The sequence below is a fragment of the Seonamhaeicola marinus genome (assembly GCF_008085455.1).
The window spans coordinates 134,724-153,780 of sequence record NZ_VSDQ01000409.1 but is presented as its reverse complement, the minus strand read 5'-3'; the positions used below and the strand labels follow the sequence as shown (position 1 = coordinate 153,780).

6 protein-coding genes are annotated in these 19,057 nt (G+C 33.8%); 4 read left to right on the top strand and 2 right to left on the bottom strand.

What is annotated here, in order from left to right; translation table 11 throughout:
• The first annotated feature begins 139 nt into the window (after window positions 1-139).
• Together FUA24_RS05865 and FUA24_RS05860 are read left to right on the top strand one after the other, a co-directional pair.
• Window positions 140-4,303: a two-component regulator propeller domain-containing protein gene (locus tag FUA24_RS05865; RefSeq protein WP_148540520.1), complete on the top strand. Its 4,164-nt coding sequence runs from the start codon at window positions 140-142 to the stop codon at window positions 4,301-4,303.
• 42 nt (window positions 4,304-4,345) lie between these two features.
• Window positions 4,346-8,551 (top strand): two-component regulator propeller domain-containing protein, encoded by a 4,206-nt coding sequence (locus tag FUA24_RS05860; RefSeq protein WP_148540518.1) that lies wholly within the window; start codon window positions 4,346-4,348, stop codon window positions 8,549-8,551.
• Between the two features lie 11 nt (window positions 8,552-8,562).
• On the opposite strand, the gene FUA24_RS05855 is transcribed toward FUA24_RS05860, so the two are convergent.
• Together FUA24_RS05855 and FUA24_RS05850 are read right to left on the bottom strand one after the other, a co-directional pair.
• Window positions 8,563-10,401, bottom strand: coding sequence for an FG-GAP-like repeat-containing protein (locus FUA24_RS05855; RefSeq protein ID WP_148540516.1), 1,839 nt, complete (start codon window positions 10,399-10,401; stop codon window positions 8,563-8,565).
• A gap of 77 nt (window positions 10,402-10,478) precedes the next feature.
• Window positions 10,479-13,817, bottom strand: coding sequence for a VCBS repeat-containing protein (locus FUA24_RS05850; RefSeq protein ID WP_148540514.1), 3,339 nt, complete (start codon window positions 13,815-13,817; stop codon window positions 10,479-10,481).
• A gap of 258 nt (window positions 13,818-14,075) precedes the next feature.
• Here FUA24_RS05850 and FUA24_RS05845 point away from each other — a divergent pair, with 258 nt between their 5' ends.
• Together FUA24_RS05845 and FUA24_RS05840 are read left to right on the top strand one after the other, a co-directional pair.
• Window positions 14,076-17,270: a SusC/RagA family TonB-linked outer membrane protein gene (locus tag FUA24_RS05845; protein ID WP_148540512.1), complete on the top strand. Its 3,195-nt coding sequence runs from the start codon at window positions 14,076-14,078 to the stop codon at window positions 17,268-17,270.
• 14 nt (window positions 17,271-17,284) lie between these two features.
• A complete protein-coding gene (locus FUA24_RS05840) occupies window positions 17,285-19,036 on the top strand; it encodes a RagB/SusD family nutrient uptake outer membrane protein (protein ID WP_148540510.1) in 1,752 nt (583 codons plus the stop codon).
• Window positions 19,037-19,057 lie beyond the last annotated feature (21 nt).

The window sequence follows — 19,057 nt, the reverse complement described above, 5'->3', positions numbered from 1 at the left end:
AGACGGCTCAGAATACTAAGTGTTTTGAGTCGTTTTAATTTTTGTATTTTCTACATCTAAATAGTAATACTAGAACCAATAATTATTAACTTGAACAAACAAGTCATTGTTTTTGTAATAGATTAAAAAAGGATTGTAAATGAGAATAAAGTACCATCATTTGGCTTTAATTGCTTTTGTTTTGAGCTTCAATATAGTATTGGCCCAAAACAAAGGTTATTTTGAAAGAATAACTACAGATGAAGGTTTATCTCAGAGCGATGTTAATACAATTATTCAAGACGATGACGGGTTCATGTGGTTCGGTACACACGATGGATTAAACAGATACGATGGCTATTCCTTTAAGATTTTTAAACCCGATTTTAAGAAAAAGCAAAGTATACCTAGTAACTTAATATATACCCTTGAAAAAGATCAAAATGGTAACCTATGGATTGGAACAACCGGAGAAGGCTTGGTCTTTTTTGATCGGACAAAAGAGACTTTTGTAACCTATAAAACGGATAAAAAAGGGGGTAATGGATTAACTAGTAATAATATTGGTGAGCTTTATAGGGATAAAGAGAACAGACTTTGGATTGGTACAAGAAATGGTCTAAATATGCTCGATTTAAAGAATTTGAACGAGCCTCTTAAATTTAAACACTACAAATTAGAGCAGGATGATATTTTTATTAGTGGAAATAATCAATCCGTCAATACAATTTATGAAGATAGAAACGGGCTCATTTGGGTTGGTGGATATGCAGGGCTTTATAGATTGTCTAGAGAAAGTAACGGGGATGAATATCTGCGTCTTGCAAATAGAGATTTGGGCTTGCCCATTGCCGCCGTTAGAGAAATAAGAGAAATAAATGGAAAGCTTTTAGTTGCTACAAATGATGGTTTGTTCTTTCAGCGTGTTAAGGATAATACCCTGGTTTTTGAAAAGGTTATTGAAGGTTCTTTCAATAATATTTTAATTAATGATAATATTATTTGGGTAGGCACTAATAAAGGATTGTGGAGATTAAAAATGGATATGGCGAATGAAACCTTTAAAATTTTAAACACGTTTATTTACGATCCAAAAGATTTTAACAGTATAAGCAAGAATAATATCATGTCTTTGTACAGAGATAAGACAGGTATTATTTGGGCAGGTACAAATGGAGGAGGTGTAAACAAATATGATCCAAATAGAAAAGAATTTTTGCACATAAGAAAGACCCTAGACCCTAAAAGTTTAAGTTATGATAAGATTAGATCTTTCTTTGAAGACTCCAATAATACGTTATGGGTTGGTACCGAAGGAGGTGGTTTAAACAGGCTTAAATCAACTAAAGATTATAACGATTATAGTAAGTTTAATGACTTACTTAATGTTTACGCCATAAAAGAAATAAAGAAAGGCAATAAAAAGTTTTTATTATTTGGCGGACAGGGTATTCCGTCTATGTATGAACTTGAAATTACTAACCCAGATAACACAAGTTTTAAAAATATAAGTCCTATAAACGACTTTGATAATAGTATTTTTTCTCTTCTAGTTGATAGTAGAAATTATTTGTGGATTGGAACCTATAGTGGCGGATTATATCGCTGGATTTTAAATGAGGATAACAAAAGTTATGATAAACAACGGTTTACTTATGACTTAAATAATCCAACAAGTATTCCTGGAGATATTATTAGAAACATTAAAGAAGATAGTGAAGGAAATATTTGGGTGGGAACCAGTAGTGGTTTAGGAATGTTAACGGCAGAAGAAGCTTCGGAAAAAGTACCAAGGTTTAAAGTCTTTAAAAGAGGTGAAAATGAAAAAAACACGTTATCTCACAATTACATATTGTCTATTAATGAAGATGCCAACAAAAATATTTGGATAGGAACACTAGGAGGAGGGTTAAATAAACTTGAAAAACAAGAAAACGGGTATGTGGTTACAAAATGTTATTCGGAATCTAACGGATTGCCAAACAACGTTGTAAAAGGTGTATTAATTGATGAGAGTGAAAATCTTTGGGTATCCACTAACAAGGGAATATCTAAATTAAACTATAAAACCGAAGTGTTTAAAAACTTCGATGTAAATGATGGTCTGCAAAGTAACGAGTTTCAAGAGTTAGCATGTTTAAAAAGAAAAGATGGGGAATTTTTATTTGGAGGAGTTAATGGCTTTAACACTTTTTATCCTCAAAAGCTAAGAGAAAACACCTTTATTCCTGGAACTGTAATTACCAATTTATTAATTTCTAACAAAGCGGTAGAAGTGAGGGAGGAGGTAGACGGTAAGGTTATTCTAAACAATGTAGTTAGTAAAACAGCGTCTATAACACTAAAGCATTTTCAAAATAATTTGTCCTTTGACTTTGCTTCTCTGCATTATGTGGCGCCTCAAAAAAATAGTTTTGAGTATATATTAGAAGGATTTGATAAATCATGGCAAGGAACAAGTTCGGCAAAAAGGTACGCCTCTTATACGAATTTAGCTCCTGGAGACTATGTTTTTAAAGTAAAATCGTCGAATAATGATGGTCTATGGAACAATAATCCTGCGCAAATAAACATTCATATAACACCACCTTTTTGGTTAACCTGGTGGGCGTATGGAATCTATGGCCTATGTATATTAGGAGTGTTTTGGGGAATTCAGTCTTATTTTAATTTAAGATCTCAACAAAAGGCATCTTTAAGAATTCAAAAAGAAGTAGAAGAAGTTAACAGGCTAAAATTGCAGTTTTTTACGAATATTTCGCATGAATTTAAAACACCAATTACTTTAATATTAAATCCAATAGAGGAACTTTTAGAATCAGCAACTAATAGTGTTTCTGTTAAATCAAAATTAAAAATAGTACAAAGAAATGCCAATTCTTTATTGCGTTTGGTACATCAATTAATGGAATTTAGGAAGATTGAAGTAGGTGAGACTAAATTAGGAGCTACAAAAGCCAATATTGTTAGTTTTCTAAAAGAGATAACACTTTCCTTTAAGGCCTCTGCGAAAAAGAAGAATGTTAATCTTGATTTTAAAAGTGACTATTTTAAACTAGACGTTTGGTTTGATTGGGATAAGCTTGAGAAAATAATGAACAATTTAATTTTCAATGCTATAAAATTTACGCCAAGCACTGGTAATATAACAGTTAAAATAGTTAAGCCTTTAGAAGAAAGTCTTTTACCCATAGAGGACAGAGGAATGTCTGTGAAGTATTTACAAATTGAGGTACAAGATTCCGGAGAAGGAATAATCAAGGAAGAACTCCCATATGTTTTTCATAGGTTCTATCAGGTAAACAATGCTTCAAAACATGCAAATAAAGGATCGGGTATCGGTTTGGCCATTACCAAAGATTTGGTGGATTTACATTATGGAGATATTACAGTAGAATCTGCAGAAGGAGAAGGAAGTTGTTTTAAAATTAAACTTCCTTTGGGGAATGAACATTTATTGGAAGAAGAAATGGTTCGAATAAAGAATCCAGAACCTTTTATTGAAGTTGATGATTCAGAATTTATACTAGAGGAAGAGTTAAATGTTGAGGAAGATAAATCAAAATTATCTGTGCTCGTAGTAGATGATAACCCAGATATACGGCTTTTAGTTAAGGATGGACTTGCTAAGACATACAAAGTTTTTGAAGCGGAGAACGGTAATGAAGGTTTAAATAAGGCTTTAAAAGAAATGCCGGACTTAATTATTAGTGACATTTTAATGCCAGAAATGGATGGTATAGAGTTATGTGCTGCCCTAAAAGCAAATATTAGAACAAGCCACATACCTGTGGTTCTTTTAACCGCATTGAACTCTGTTGAACACAGAATAGAAGGTCTGGAGTCTGGTGCCGATGCCTATATTCCCAAGCCATTTAAAATGAGGTTATTATCAGTAAGGGTAGAGAAGCTAATTGAAAGTAGAAACCTAATGCGTAAGCGTTTTCAAACGGAAAAAGAAATAACTCCAGAAAAAGTAACCTTAAATTCTGTAGATGAGCAATTTTTAAGAGAAATCATGGATTTAATGGAGGCTAATATGAGTAACGAGTCGTATTGGGTAGATCAATTGGTAAAAGATATGAACACCAGTAGATCAACATTATTTAGAAAATTAAAAAAGCTAACAGGTCAGTCTCCTAATGATTTTATTAGAATTGTTAGGCTAAAAAGAGCCGCTCAACTCCTTGAACAAAACGAGCTAAACGTTGCACAAGTTAGTTATATGGTTGGTTTTTCAGATCCTGGCTATTTTGGAAAATGTTTCAGAAAGTTCTTTGGAGAATCGCCTTCAAAATTTGTCAAGAAAAAAATGTTAAATTAAAGAATTAAAAGTGGGTAGTTTTTAAAGTGTAACAGGTAATCTATGAGCATCAAAATAAAGATAAAGTACATTTCTATTCTGTTTTGTTTGGTATACACCATCATGGCTTTTGGTCAATCAAATACTTTAAAATTTGAACATTTTATTGACGATAAGGGCTTAACGCAAAATACTATATTAGATGTTGTACAAGATAGAGACGGGTTTTTATGGATAGGAACTGCTAATGGTCTTTACAAATATGATGGACAAAGATTTACAGTTTATAGAAGTAATATAGATGATTCCGAAGGACTCATCAATAATATGATAACAAAGTTGTTAGTTGATGCTAACAACGTCCTCTGGATTGGTACCGTTGGAGGTCTTTGTACTTTAGACCTAAACAACCAAACGTTTAAACATGCAGATGGCAATCTTTCATTTAAAGACATTACTGCAATTTATTCAGATAAAGATGACGGATCTATCTGGATAGGAACAAAGACATCTGGACTATACCATATTATAAAGCCCAATGCTCAAGAAGAAACCTTAGAGCACTTTTATTATCAGCCCTATCAATCTGATGTTATAAATAGTAATTCTGTTCTATCCGTTGCAAAGGATAAGCATAGTAATCTTTGGGTTGGTACCGAAAAGGGATTAAATAGAATGTATGCTCCTAAATCGGACGCTAAGAGTTTCGTCACGGTGCCAGGCTTTAATAATGCCGTAGATGCTATGTTTTTAACACGTTCAGGAAAGTTCGTTGTTGGTGAAAAGGGAACAGGTCTATGGAGTTTAGATAAACCCACCAGTGTACATGCATTAAACAAAGAGAGCTTTCATAATTATTCTTTAAACTTAGAAACATCTCAACAGAGTTATGGCAATATTAGTAATATTAAAGAAGATTTTGAGGGTAAACTTTGGATTGGTGTTTATGGTTACGGCTTGTACCACTTAAATATAGAAACAGGCAGTTTTAACTTCTATACGCCAAACGATACGTATGAAGAAACTCTAAGTAATAGACGTATTAAGACCATCTTGGTAGATAAAACTAACGTCCTTTGGGTAGGAACTGAGGTTGGTGGATTAAATAAATGTGATTTACAAAACAAAAACATTTACTTTTTAACGAGAAATAAACTTTCTGAGAATACACTAAGTAACGCTTCTGTAAATGCAATTCTTGAAGCCGATAACTGTCTTTGGATTGGTACTGAAAATGGGTTAAATCAGATTCAGTTTAAGGAGAATTACCAGTCGCCGAGTATTAAGCATTTCTTTTACGAAAGAATTAATGAGACAAGTGGGTTTACGAATCAACAAACCGTTAAATCAATTTTTAAAGATAGAGAAGGAACGTATTGGTTAGGCAAGGAATCTGTATACCAGATGCAGTTTAACAAGGAAAGTCAAAGGGTTTCACATGAGCAAACACCTATAAAGTTGCCCAATGTTTTTTCTATACTTCAGGATAAAGAAGGGGCTTTGTGGTTTGGGTCTTTCAGTGATGGATTAGTAAAATGGAAGAAAACCAAAAAGAATGGTAAGTATGATTTTACAAATGTTACCCATTACAAGTCCGATATAAACAATGAATTTAGTATCGGAAGCAATTTTATAAGTTGCTTGCTAGAAGATAGTAAAGGTAATATTTGGGTTGGAGGCCTTCAAGGAGGGATTAGCCTTCTTAAAAAAGGTAAAAGGCAAAATGAGGATAGATTTGTAACCTATTTTCATGAACCCAATAACCCCAAAAGCCTAAGTCATAATTCAGTGTTTTCTATTTATGAAGATAAAGATGGAAACTATTGGTTGGGAACTTTTGGAGGAGGACTCAATAAAATGACTTTGGATGAAAACGGAGATCCGGTTTTTGAACATTTCTTAGAAAAAGATGGCTTAGCAAATAATGCGGTATATGGTATTCTTGAAGATGAAAATGGCTATTTATGGATGAGTACAGATAATGGTATATCTCGCTTTAATCCTAAAGATAAAAGCTTTAAGAACTTTAAAAAAGGTGATGGTTTACAAAGTAATAACTTTAGAAAAAATGCCTATTACAAAAACAAACATGATTATTTGTTTTTTGGAGGACTAAAGGGGTTAAACATTTTTCATCCAGAAACGTTAACAGACAATGACATTCCCGCAGAACCAAAATTAACAGGGTTTAAAATAAAAAATGAACTTATTGAAATTGGCAAAACACATAATGGAAGAGTTATTTTAGAAGAAAAATCAGGAGCTGTTGATAGAATAACTAAGTTAGAACATCACGAAAATACATTAACTTTTGAGTTTGCAGCCTTACACTTTGCAGCCCCCGAAAAAAATAAATTCAAGTATCAGTTAGATGGTTTTGATGATAGCTGGCAAGATTCTAAAGGATTGTCTTTTGCGCATTATACGAACTTACCCTCTGGAAACTATTCTTTTAAAGTAAAGGCTTCTAATAATGATGGCGTATGGAATGAAGTTCCGGCAACGTTTAATTTCAGAATAGAGCCTCCTTTTTGGTATACTTGGTGGGCATATTCTATTTACATACTAGTATTATCTGCAATAATCTTTGCAATAATTTCATTTTTAAGCCTTCAGGAAAAAGAAAAAGCAGCCGTTAAAGTTCAAAAAGAAATTGAACAGGTAAATAGGTTAAAACTTCAATTTTTTACAAATATTTCTCATGAGTTTAAAACACCAATAACGCTAATTTTAAACCCTATAGAAGAGCTTCTAGAATCTATTGGAGATAATGCATTAGTGAAACCCAAGCTTCAAATTATTCAAAGAAATGCAAACTCATTATTAAGACTTGTGCATCAATTAATGGAGTTTAGAAAAATTGAAGTCGGAGAAACAAAATTAGCTGCAACTAAATCTAATGTGATAAGGTTTGTTAAAGAGATTACAAACTCGTTTAAAGCCTCAGCAAAGAAAAACGAAGTGTCTATTTCTTTCGAAAGTGAATTAAAGACTTTTGAAATATGGTTTGATTGGGACAAGCTCGAAAAAATACTGAATAACCTAATTTTTAACGCAATTAAATTTACAAATGCGGGAGGAGAGATAGAGGTTAGAGTATTAAAAACGGTAGATACCGATGTCATTGCAATTAATGATCAGCATCTAAAACTAAAATATTTAAGTATTGAAGTAGAGGATAATGGTGTAGGTATAAAGAAGGATGAATTACCATTTGTGTTTCACAGATTTTATCAGGTTAATCAAACACGAAAAAGAACTAGAAAGGGTTCTGGGATAGGACTAGCAATAACTAAAGATTTGGTAGAACTGCACCATGGGAAAATTGAAGTAGAATCTCAGCAAGGGGAAGGCACAAAGTTCACCATTAAATTACCGTTAGGAAAGGAACATTTATTACCAGAGGAAATTGTAGAACCCGCTGTTTCAGATTTAGTAACAAATTTTGATGTGGAATCAGAGGAATTGAATGGTGAATTAGGAATTAATGAAGAATTAACTGAAAACGATTTTGAAAATTCTGTTTTGGTGGTTGATGACAATCCTGATATTCGCCTTCTTATTAGAGAAGGGTTCTCTAAAGTTTATAAGGTCTTTGAAGCAGAAAACGGTAAAGAAGGTCTAAATGTGGCACTGAAAGAAATGCCAGATTTAATAGTTAGTGATATTTTAATGCCGGAAATGGATGGTATAGAGTTAACAAATGCACTCAAATCCAATATTAGAACAAGTCATATACCCATAATACTATTAACAGCACTAAATTCCGTTGAACATAGAATTGAAGGCTTAGAGTCTGGAGCAGATGCCTATATCCCGAAACCTTTTAAAATGAAATTACTTTCGGTTAGGGCAGAAAAGTTAATTGAATCCAGAGAATTAATGCGTAAGCGTTTTCAAACCGAAAAAGAACTAACACCAGAAAAGGTGACATTAAATTCTCTAGATGAGGAATTCTTAAAGAAAATTATGGATTTAATGGAAGCCAACATGGGGAATGATTCCTATTGGGTTGATAACTTAGTATCAGACATGAATACCAGTAGGTCTACTTTCTTTAGAAAATTAAAAAAGCTAACAGGGCAGTCACCAAATGACTTTATAAGAATGGTTCGTCTAAAAAGAGCAGCCCAATTACTAGAGCAGGACGAGTTAACCATTTCTCAAGTTAGCTATATGGTTGGATTTTCAGACCCTGGTTATTTTGGGAAGTGTTTTAGAAAGTTCTTTGGAGACTCTCCTTCAAATTATATCAAAAAAAAGGTCTAAACTTTACCGTGTTAAGGTGTAAAAACTAATTTGCCAATTTTTCTTTGGTTATTATAACTAATGTTGTAAAAATAAATACCAGGTGTTAGAGATGTGTTCGTGGCGTTTGGTTGCCAGCGTTTTGTCCATTTATTAAGGTCTTCTGGCTTGGTATCAACTATCTTTTCTATTCTAATACCATTTAACGTAAATATTTCAATGACAATTTCTGAAGTTTCTAATGAATTAGATTCAATGTGAAAATCAATAAAATTTGAAAAAGGATTTGGCATTGTGTTTACAGATAAGTTCGTAGGTAAGTCTTCTTGTATATCCTTTTCGCCTTCCTCTTCCTCTTCCTCTTCCTCAGTCGGAACGTAATTGTCTCCAAAGGTCATTCCTTGTTGTTCTGTTATGGTGATTTTTTGATTTGTAGCAATATTATAAATCACTTCTTTGGTTCCATTTGGCCAAGAAACAGATATGCTATCAATTTTTTTTGCCGTTCCCAACCCAAAGTGAACGGGCTTAATGCTTTGTCCCATAATAGAAGCACCATGATGAAATCTGTGAAGAGTATTATCTTTAACATAAGCCTTAACTTTTGAACCTACTGCATTTTTGTTTACAGTTGTACCTTTAAGGTTTATTTGCACCCAAGCGTTAGATTGCGCTGTTGTATTTTTGTATAAATAGGGCTTATCATTGGTGTTGCTTACTAAAATATCTAAATAACCATCGTTATTATAGTCAAACACTTCTGTAGACATGCCGTTAGCCATTCCATTGGCTTTTGATGCGTTAGACCAGTTCTCAAAGAAGTTTTCACCTTCGGTAAGTAGGTTTTTAAAAAACACGTTTTTGTAATGTAGGTCTTCATGCCCATTAACTACATATAAATCTTGATCACCGTCATTATCGGCATCAAAAAAATTGGTACCCCAGCCAAAATTACCGTTTCCGACCTTTTGCTGCAAGGTGGTGTTTTCAAAAATGTTGGTACTAGTGCCTTTAAACAAAGGATTAACAAGAGACTCAGCAATATTAGTTACATAGATATCAAAAATACCATCATTGTTGTAGTCTCCAATTGTAGAACCCATGCCGCAACCTTTGTTTTCTAAATTATAAGCTTTAGTAGCTTCAGTAAATGATGCTCCATTGTTATTTACATAAAATTTGCTCAACCCAAAGTCATTCACAACATATATGTCTAGCCAACCATCATTATTGGCATCAATAGGCAGACAGGACCAAGTTCTACTTGGGTCATTTAATCCAAGGGCATTATCGGTTAGGGTAAAAGTTCCATCGCCATTATTTTTATAGAGTTTGTTTTTAGTGTCTAGAAAATATAGGTAAAGGTCTAAAAAGCCATCATTATTAAAATCCCACCATAAGCCTCCAGCATTGTTGCAAGAAGCACATGATTCAATGTTTGACGTGGCAGTTATATTTTTAAAAGTACCATCTTGCATATTTTGGTATAATTCTGTGGTGTTTTGATTTGCAATTAAGAGATCTGGGTATTCGTCATTATTAAAATCGCCCCATGAAGCTCCTAAACTTAAACCCCAGTCGTTATTATATGCCTCTCTGGCTAATGGTCCCGAAAACTGAATGTCATCTTCAAGAGTACTGTTTCTGTTATTAAGTAGTCTGCTCCATGAGGTTCTATCTTTTGGGGTGGAAGCTTTATAGGCTACAATAAAGACATCTAGGTCTCCATCTAAATCATAATCTGCTACTGCATTGCCATAATTGGTATGAATATTATTAAAAACACTTAGGTTTTGCAAATCAAATTGTTGCCCAAAAACAGTAGTTGTTAGAGCGACTGAAAAGAATAGGGTTCGTAGTAATACTTTCATGTTTTAAAAATAGAACCTTTGCACTTTTAATAAGTGTCAAATAGATTCAAATGAAAGTCTATTTGGGGCATTTAGACTTAGTAGGCCAATAGTTGTAATTGGGCTTTATTATTTCCAATAATAACTGCATTTCTATTGCCAATTTTAAGAGATTTCATGTCCTTAGCGTCATTTGGTGCATAAAAACCGCTTTGATTTAAATGAATGGGATTGAACTGTCCCTTTCCATTTCCTTTTAGAAAAAGGCCAATACCAGCATCGTTTCTAGGCGTTTCTATCTCAGAACCATATAGATTTCCTGAAATTAAAATATCTAGTGCATTATCAGAATCAAAGTCTTTTATCAAAATATTGTTTATGCTAGATACTTGGGCCAAATTAGGTAGCTGATGCAAAACAAAATCTTTGCCATTAATGTTTTCGGCATAATATGATGAGAATGTAAAGGCTTTTAGGTTTAAGGCATTGTTTAAAGCATTGCCGTATATGTCACTTAGATTTGAATCTCCAAACGACTCAAAAGTTGGGAATTTCTCTTTTAAAGAAGGAATTTGTTCAATTGAACAAGACCTCCCTCTAATGGGGTATACCTGCCCATGATCATAATAACTAAGAATAATATCATTTGTACCATTCTTATCATGGTCATAACTATGAACTTGAAACGGTGCATTTCTGTTTGCTTTGTATTTATAGTTGAGTCCAAGATTACCAATAACTAGGTCATTATCTCCATCATTATCTACATCTGCACTTTCCACCTTGTAGTACCAACCATTGGAATTTTGTAAACCTTCAAAAGTAACCTCTTCAAAACCCTTATTGCCCTTATTTATAAAAGTTAAAATAGGGGTCCATTCACCAACAATAACCAAATCAAGACGTTTGTCTTTGTCTATGTCTACCCATTTAGCTGAGGTTATAAGGCCAATGTTATTTAAACTTGGCAACGTCGTATTGGTAACATCAACAAGAATTCCATTTTTATTTTCTAAAATTTTACTACTCGTTGGAAACGGATATTTTTGAGGCGTTAATCTGCCTCCAATAAAAAGGTCTATGTCACCATCATTATCATAATCTGCTTTTTCCACAATAGATCCACTAATTGTGTTTTTAGGTATTCGGTTATGCGATTTTGAAAAATTACCAATACCATCATTTAAGTATAATCTATCTGATAGCAATTTGCTGTTTTCTGAAAATTCATTACCTCCACTAACAACGTATAGGTCTAAATCACCGTCATTATCTATATCAAAAAAAGTGGAACCCATATCTTCATAATCCTTATCCTTTTGCCATTGTTGATTAGTTTTTTCAATGAAAGTTCCATCGGTATTTTGAAGAAATAATGAACTTGGGTTTCCTGCCGAACCACCTATGAAAATATCTTCAAGTTGATCGCCATTTACATCTCCAACAGAGATGTAAGGACCGAATTCGGACATTTTATGCGGTAGTAACACCTCTTTATTAAAATCGTTGTAATTGTTCTCAATATGACTATATGATAGCTTTGTGGCAGTTGTTATGTCTTTAAAAATTGTTTTATTTCTCTTAGGATTATTAGAGTTTTCAAGGTTTTTCGGAGTTAATACTAAGAGTTGATTGCTGTTTATATTTTCAAGAATAGTAGAGGTGATATTGGGCCAAATGATTTCAATTTTTTCAATTTTTTCAATGGCACCTAAACCAAAATGAACAATATCATCGCTTTTGGACATATAACCTCGGTTATTGGTAAGTTCTATCATTTGCCAAAGAGAATCATTTTTAAACAATTTAACTTTAGAACCGTATAAATTAGCGTTGTTAGGAGATTTAAGATGTACCTTTAAATAATTTCCTTTTTTTCTTTCAGAGGTATTATTTCTATATACAAAGGCCTCTTCATCAATATTACTTACTATTAAGTCTAAATCACCGTCTAAATCTAGGTCAGCATAACTTGCTCCATTAGATAAAGAAGCGTGGTTAAATCCCCATTCTTCTATTTTGTTTTCAAAAGTTAGATCACCGTTATTTTTATAGATGTAGTTGTTAAGTTTGTCTGTTGGGGCCATTTTAGCCAACTTAAGAACATCAATTAAATCTTGAAATTTTTTGTTTTGCTTTTTGGCTTCAACTTCAATACTATCAAGAATCTTTTTGTACTTGTTGTTTACATCACTAAAACGCATATTGCGCTTAATACCGTTAGTTACAAAGATGTCTTTGTACCCGTCATTGTCAAAGTCCGCCATTAAAGGCCCCCAACTCCAGTCGGTATTAGATACACCACCAATTTGAGCCAAATCGCTGAAAGTTGAATTGCCATTATTGTGCTGTAACGTGTTAAACATGTACTGGTAATGCCAACCATTGTTAACAATAGCCCAAAAGTCTTCCGGATTCATACCGCCCATATTAGTCTTTATACGTTTATGATCTTCTGCGACCATATCTACTACAAAAACGTCCAAAAAGCCATCATTATCATAATCTGCTATATCGCTTCCCATGCTAAAATTAGACATGTGCTTTAATGCCGATTGAGCAATGTTTTCAAAGGCGCCTTTAGTATTGTTTTTATAGATATAGTCTGGTTTGTCATAATCGTTGGTTACATATATGTCGGGCCAGTTGTTGTTAGTTAGATCTCCAATTGAGGCAGAAAGACCATGAGATAGGTTATTCGTTTTTGCAATTTTTGAGATTTCAACAAAGCCTTTATTGCCACCAAGATTTCTATAAAGTTTGTCACTGAATTTTGGGTTTCTATGTTTTAATGGTGATTTGCCAGAAGCCCTATTCCCATAACCAGGAGGTTGGTTAATAAGATATATGTCTGGTAAGCCGTCCTTATTGTAATCAAAGAAGTTAGCCTGAACAGAATTACCAGCATCATTAATCCTAAAGGTTTTGGCAGATTCAGTAAATGTTAAATCGCCATTGTTTAGAAACAGAAGGTTTTCTCCTGTTTGTTTTGCGTTCATACTTACTTTGCAAACATAGATGTCTTGGTAACCATCGGCATTTACATCTGCAAAAGTTACACCTGTAGACCATGAATTAAATGAAGCTATACCTGAGCTTTTTGAGATGTCTTCAAAAATTAAATCACCTTTATTTAAATAGAGTTTGTCTTCAACTTGATTACCGGAAAAGTAAATATCAGGTAAACCATCATTATTAATGTCTCCAATTGCCACCCCAGCACCAGTTACAAAGTTCTCATTTACAATATGATTTTCTAAACTAGTTTCCGTAAGCGTATTATTAAACTTTATTCTAGTATGGTCAGAATTTACCCTTGTAAAGTGTTTGTCCGTTTCTAAAAGTGGGTACGTATTCTTTTTTTTGGAGCAAGAATGAAAAAAAATAGCAATGCAAAAATACAGTATAAAAAGCCTAAAATTAAGGGATAAACACATACGGATTTCTTGTTCGTTTTAAGATGCTGTTAATTAAAATGAAGAATATATGTGAATTTAATAATTATTTACTTAAAAAATTCTCGATTTATAGTTTTAGGGTGCAATGATGGATTTTTACTCATATTTGAAGTATTTGTGCTCATTTGGAACTCACCTTAGTTATAATTTGCATCCTCATAAAAATTGTTTTGAGCGCTCTTACGCGAGGGACTTAAACTAAACAACTAATTATTAATTCATAACTAAACTTAAATTATGAGGAAAATTTATTTTATTAACTACTTATTAAGTGTATTTGAATTTAAGAAAAAGAGGCTTTCAACTTTACTCTTTTTTCTTTGTGGTTCAGCCTTAATTTACGGTCAATCATTAACTGTTAGTGGAACAGTAACAGATGACACAGATATTCCTTTGGCAGGAGCAAACATTATTGTTAAGGGAACATCTAAGGGAGCTGTAACAGATTTTGATGGTAATTATTCTATTTCTGTTAATCCTGGAGATGTACTAGTAGCGTCTTATACTGGGTTTCAAACAAAAGAAGTTACTGTTGGCTCTAGTACAACAATTAATATTAAACTATCGGAAGATGCAGAAGCATTAGATGAAGTTGTTTTAATTGGTTATGGTACAAGAAAGAAGACAGACATAGTAAGTGCTGTTAGTTCTGTTGATGAAGATTTTTTAGAAGCGCAACCATCGGCAGATGCAACAAGAGCCTTACAAGGTAGTGCCTCTGGTGTAACTGTAGTAGCTTCAGCAAGACCTGGTCAACAAGCTCAAATTAGAATTAGAGGTCTTGGAAGTATTAATGGAAACTCACCATTATTTATTGTAGATGGTGTAACTGGAGGAGCAGTGCCTCCACCAGATCAAATAGAATCTATGCAGGTTCTAAAAGATGCATCTTCAACTGCTATTTATGGAGCAAGAGGTGCTAGTGGTGTAATTCTTATTACTACAAAATCAGGTAGAAAGAATCAAGCTTTAAAATTTAACTTTAACGTAAGAACAGGTGTTGGTAAAAGTAATGCAAAGTATGACTTAGTTACTGACCCTAATTTAATTGGGCAGATGATTTGGTTAGAACAAACCAATGACGGTATTACACCGAGTCATGCTCATTTTACTTTTGATCCTAATGATATTACGGCAACAAGGTTTAATGATTACTTATTCCCTAATGGAGGTTCTTTTGGAGACCCGTCTACAGATCCTTCGCTTTATGAGGAAAGAAATTATCCTATTACGTTAACAAATCCTAACGGTACCGATTGGATGAAAGAAAGTTTTAGATCTGCATTGTTACAAGATTATAACTTATCTGTAACTGGTGGTTCTGAAAAAACAATCTACTCTTTTAATGCTAGTTTCTTTGACGAAGAAGGTGTTTTTAAACACAACTCTTTTAATAGATATGCATTTAGATCCAATGTAGAATCTGAAGTTACAGATTGGTTAACAATTGGGCAGCGCTTGGGTGCAACTTTAACAGAAAGTAAAGGTAATACTCCAGGTTTTAATGCTTACGTAGAAACAAGTCCGTTAATTCCAATTTTTGATGAAGGTGGAAATTATGCAGGAGGTGTTGTTGGTGGTAACTTAAATGATGGTCCAAATCCAGTTGGACATCTTTACCGTTCGAGAAAAGATTTAAGAAAGAACTTAAATCTAGTAGGTAATTTCTATGTAGAAGTTAAGCCGTTTAAAAACGTTACAGTTAAATCTCTTTTTGGTTATAACATGAACTGGTTTAGTAACCATGATCCAAGGTTTGGAGATCCAGAAAACACTAATGGTACGTTTGTAAATACATTGTCAGAAACACGTAGTAACAACTTGACATGGAACTTTACAAACACAGCAAGCTATGCTAAAACTTTTAATGATATACACAGTTTTGAATTACTTGCTGGTATGGAGTCTACAAAGTTTGATTTTGATTTAGTAACAGCAGGTAGAGCAGGGTTCATTTCTACTAGTGATGAATTCTTCTTCTTAAGTTCTGGTGCAGAAGCTGTAACTAATGGTTCAAACGCTGCAACTTGGTCATTATTCTCTTTGTTCTCAAGAGCATTCTATTCTTATAAAGACAAATATATGATTGAGGGAACAGTTCGTAGAGATGGATCGTCTAGATTCGGTGCTAATAATAGATATGGTGTCTTTCCTGCGGTATCAGCTGGATGGATGATTTCTGAAGAACCTTTTATGGCAGGTACTAGCGGTTGGTTAAACAGATTAAAGTTTAGAGCTGGTTGGGGTGAATCTGGAAATGACCAAATTGGAAATTACAACGGATTTACAACATTTGGATCTGGTTTAGGTAATTCTTACTACGGTATTGGAGGTAGCGATGGTACCATTTCTTTAGGGTACCAATCTACAGCTTTTGGAAATCCAGATGCTAAATGGGAAACTACGGAATCTACAAACTTTGGTATAGATGCAACGTTATTTGGAGGTTTAGATTTAAGCGTCGATTTATGGAAGAAGTCTACAAGAGATATGTTGTTTAGAACTACAATTCCTGCTATTGATGGACAGGCTACTGCACCATTTGTTAACGTAGGTACAATGGATAACAAAGGTCTTGATATTGAATTAAATTACAGAAAGACGGTAAGTGAAGACTTTAGTTATAGCATAGGTTTAAACATGTCTACTTATAAAAATGAGGTAACAAAGCTATCTGGTACAGAAGGAGATCAGCTTTTAGGAAGAAGTGAAAGAGGACAAAGATATACTAGGGCTATTACAGGTAGAGCTTTCCCAGAGTTCTATGGTTATGTTGTAGATGGAATTTTCCAAACACAAGCCGAGGCTGATGGACATCCTGCAAATGGAGATTATAATGAGCCAGGTAACTTAAAGATTAGAGACGTAAATGGAGATGGTGTAATTACTCCAGATGATAGAACTTGGATAGGTAATCCTCATCCAGATTTTACAGCTGGTTTAAACTTAGGAATTAACTACAAGAACTTTGACTTAACATCAATTTGGTATGCAAGTGTTGGAAATGATGTTGTAAACTATCATGATCGTTTTACACGTTGGGGATTATTCCAAGGGCCTAAGGCATCAGACAGATTGTTCCGTTCTTGGGGAAGCCCATATTTAGAAAACAATGCCGATGCTGTATTACCAAAAGCTTCTAGTACTACAAGTTTTGAGCAAAACACTAATTCTATGCATATAGAAGATGGTTCTTTCTTAAGAATGAAATCTATTCAATTAGGATATAATGTGCCAGATTCAGTTTTAGATAAGTTTGGGTTTTCAAGTTTACGTTTATACTTAATGGGAACTAACTTAATCACATTATTTGATACATATTCTGGTTTAGATGTTGAGGTTACTCCAGAAAATGAAATAAATAGAGGTTTTGATGAAGGTACATGGCCATCTCCAAAACAAATAATATTTGGTGTAAATATTGGTATTTAAAAGAAAAATAAATTATGAAAAGCGTATATTATAAAATAAGTCTTTTAGCCGTTGCGCTAATGACATTAATCTCTTGTAAGGAAGAGTTTTTAGAAGAGTTCCCAAAGGGGGTGGTTACCATAGAAACCCTATCGGATGAAGCTGGAGCAGATCTACTATTAATAGGAGCATATTCGGTTATAGATGGATATTCTCAAGGAGGTCCAGGTGGTGCTGGAGAAGCTTCTGCAACCAATTGGGTTTGGGGAGATGTACCTTCAGATGACATGCACAGAGGAGACCAAACTGGTGGTTGGAGTGCGATTAACCTAATTGAAAGGTACGAAGTAGACCCAACGAATCCTTGGTTAGAAGGATTATGGGCTGCTAACTATGATGGTGTAGCAAGAGCTAACGATGTATTAAGAGTACTTAGAAATGCTGGTGATGCTATACCAACAGATAGAGCAAATCAACTTGAAGCAGAGGCAAGATGGTTACGTGCATGGTTTCATTTTCAATTAAGATCCAAAATTGAAAGAGTACCATATGTAACAGAAGATGTTGTTGGTAGTGAAATACCAAATGATAGAGAAATTTGGGATGATATTGAAGCAGATTTACAATGGGGTATAGATAATAATATGGATGAAACTCCTAGTGATGTAGGTAGAGCTTCTCGTTGGGCGGCTAAAGCTTTAAAAGCAAGAGTACATTTATTTCAACAAGAATGGGCAGAAGCAAGACCTATTTTAGATGATATTATAAACAATGGACCATTTTCTTTAATGCCACATTTTTATGATAATCATGATGAGGAGAAGCAAAACAATGAAGAAAGTATATTCGAAGTTCAATATACTGTTAACGATGGAGCAGGTTTTGCAAATGCAGGAGCAGATCACAGGACATTATTCCCAAGAGGTGCAGACGTTGGTTTATGTTGTGCTTATAGTGCACCAACATTTGATTTATTTAATGCATTTAAAGTAGATGCTAATGGGTTACCTCTTTTAGATACATTTCAGGATAATTTATTATTAGAAGACTACGGGCTTTTAGATACTGAGGCTTTTACTCCAACTACAGAAACTTTAGATCCAAGAGTAGACTGGACTATTGGAAGAAGAGGTATTCCTTTCTTAGATTGGGGACCAATGAGTGGTGGTGACTGGATGCTAGATCAAGCAGGTATGGGGCCATTCCTTAATAAGAAGATCATGTTCTACAAGAGAAACTTTAGAGATATTTCTATTGCAACTCCAACATGGTCGGCTGGATTAAATGGTAACAACTGGAGACTGTTTAGATTAAGTCATGTAATTCTTTGGAGAGCAGAAGTAGCTGCTGAAGAAAATGATTTACCAACAGCAATGAATTTAGTAAATCAAATTAGAGAAAGAGCACAAGATGATATTGTTATGGGAAGAATTAGCAATACAACTTTTGCATCTGGAGACCCAATTGTAATTGATGAAAATCAACCTGCTGCGAATTATAATCTTGGATTGTATACATCATTCCCAGATAGAGATTACGCCTTAAAAGCGGTACGTCATGAAATGCGTTTAGAATTTGCCTTAGAAGGTATGCGTTTTCAAGACTTAGTAAGATGGGGGATAGATGGAGAAACTATTAGTAATTACTTGGATTCAGAGTTAGCTAACGGTAGATTAAACTGGATACAAGGTGCTACTTATCAAGCAGGAAAGAATGATCATTTCCCAATTCCACAATCACAAATAGATTTAAGACCAGACGTCTTAACACAAGACCCTAGTTATTAATAAAGAAACTCTAGCTTTTGA

What these genes read in the sequence shown, in the direction of transcription:
- FUA24_RS05865 (WP_148540520.1), top strand. Translation starts at nt 140, where the DNA reads ATGAGAATAAAGTACCATCATTTGGCTTTAATTGCTTTTGTTTTGAGC.
- FUA24_RS05860 (WP_148540518.1), top strand. Translation starts at nt 4,346, where the DNA reads ATGAGCATCAAAATAAAGATAAAGTACATTTCTATTCTGTTTTGTTTG.
- FUA24_RS05855 (WP_148540516.1), bottom strand. Translation starts at nt 10,401, where the DNA reads ATGAAAGTATTACTACGAACCCTATTCTTTTCAGTCGCTCTAACAACT.
- FUA24_RS05850 (WP_148540514.1), bottom strand. Translation starts at nt 13,817, where the DNA reads ATGTGTTTATCCCTTAATTTTAGGCTTTTTATACTGTATTTTTGCATT.
- FUA24_RS05845 (WP_148540512.1), top strand. Translation starts at nt 14,076, where the DNA reads ATGAGGAAAATTTATTTTATTAACTACTTATTAAGTGTATTTGAATTT.
- FUA24_RS05840 (WP_148540510.1), top strand. Translation starts at nt 17,285, where the DNA reads ATGAAAAGCGTATATTATAAAATAAGTCTTTTAGCCGTTGCGCTAATG.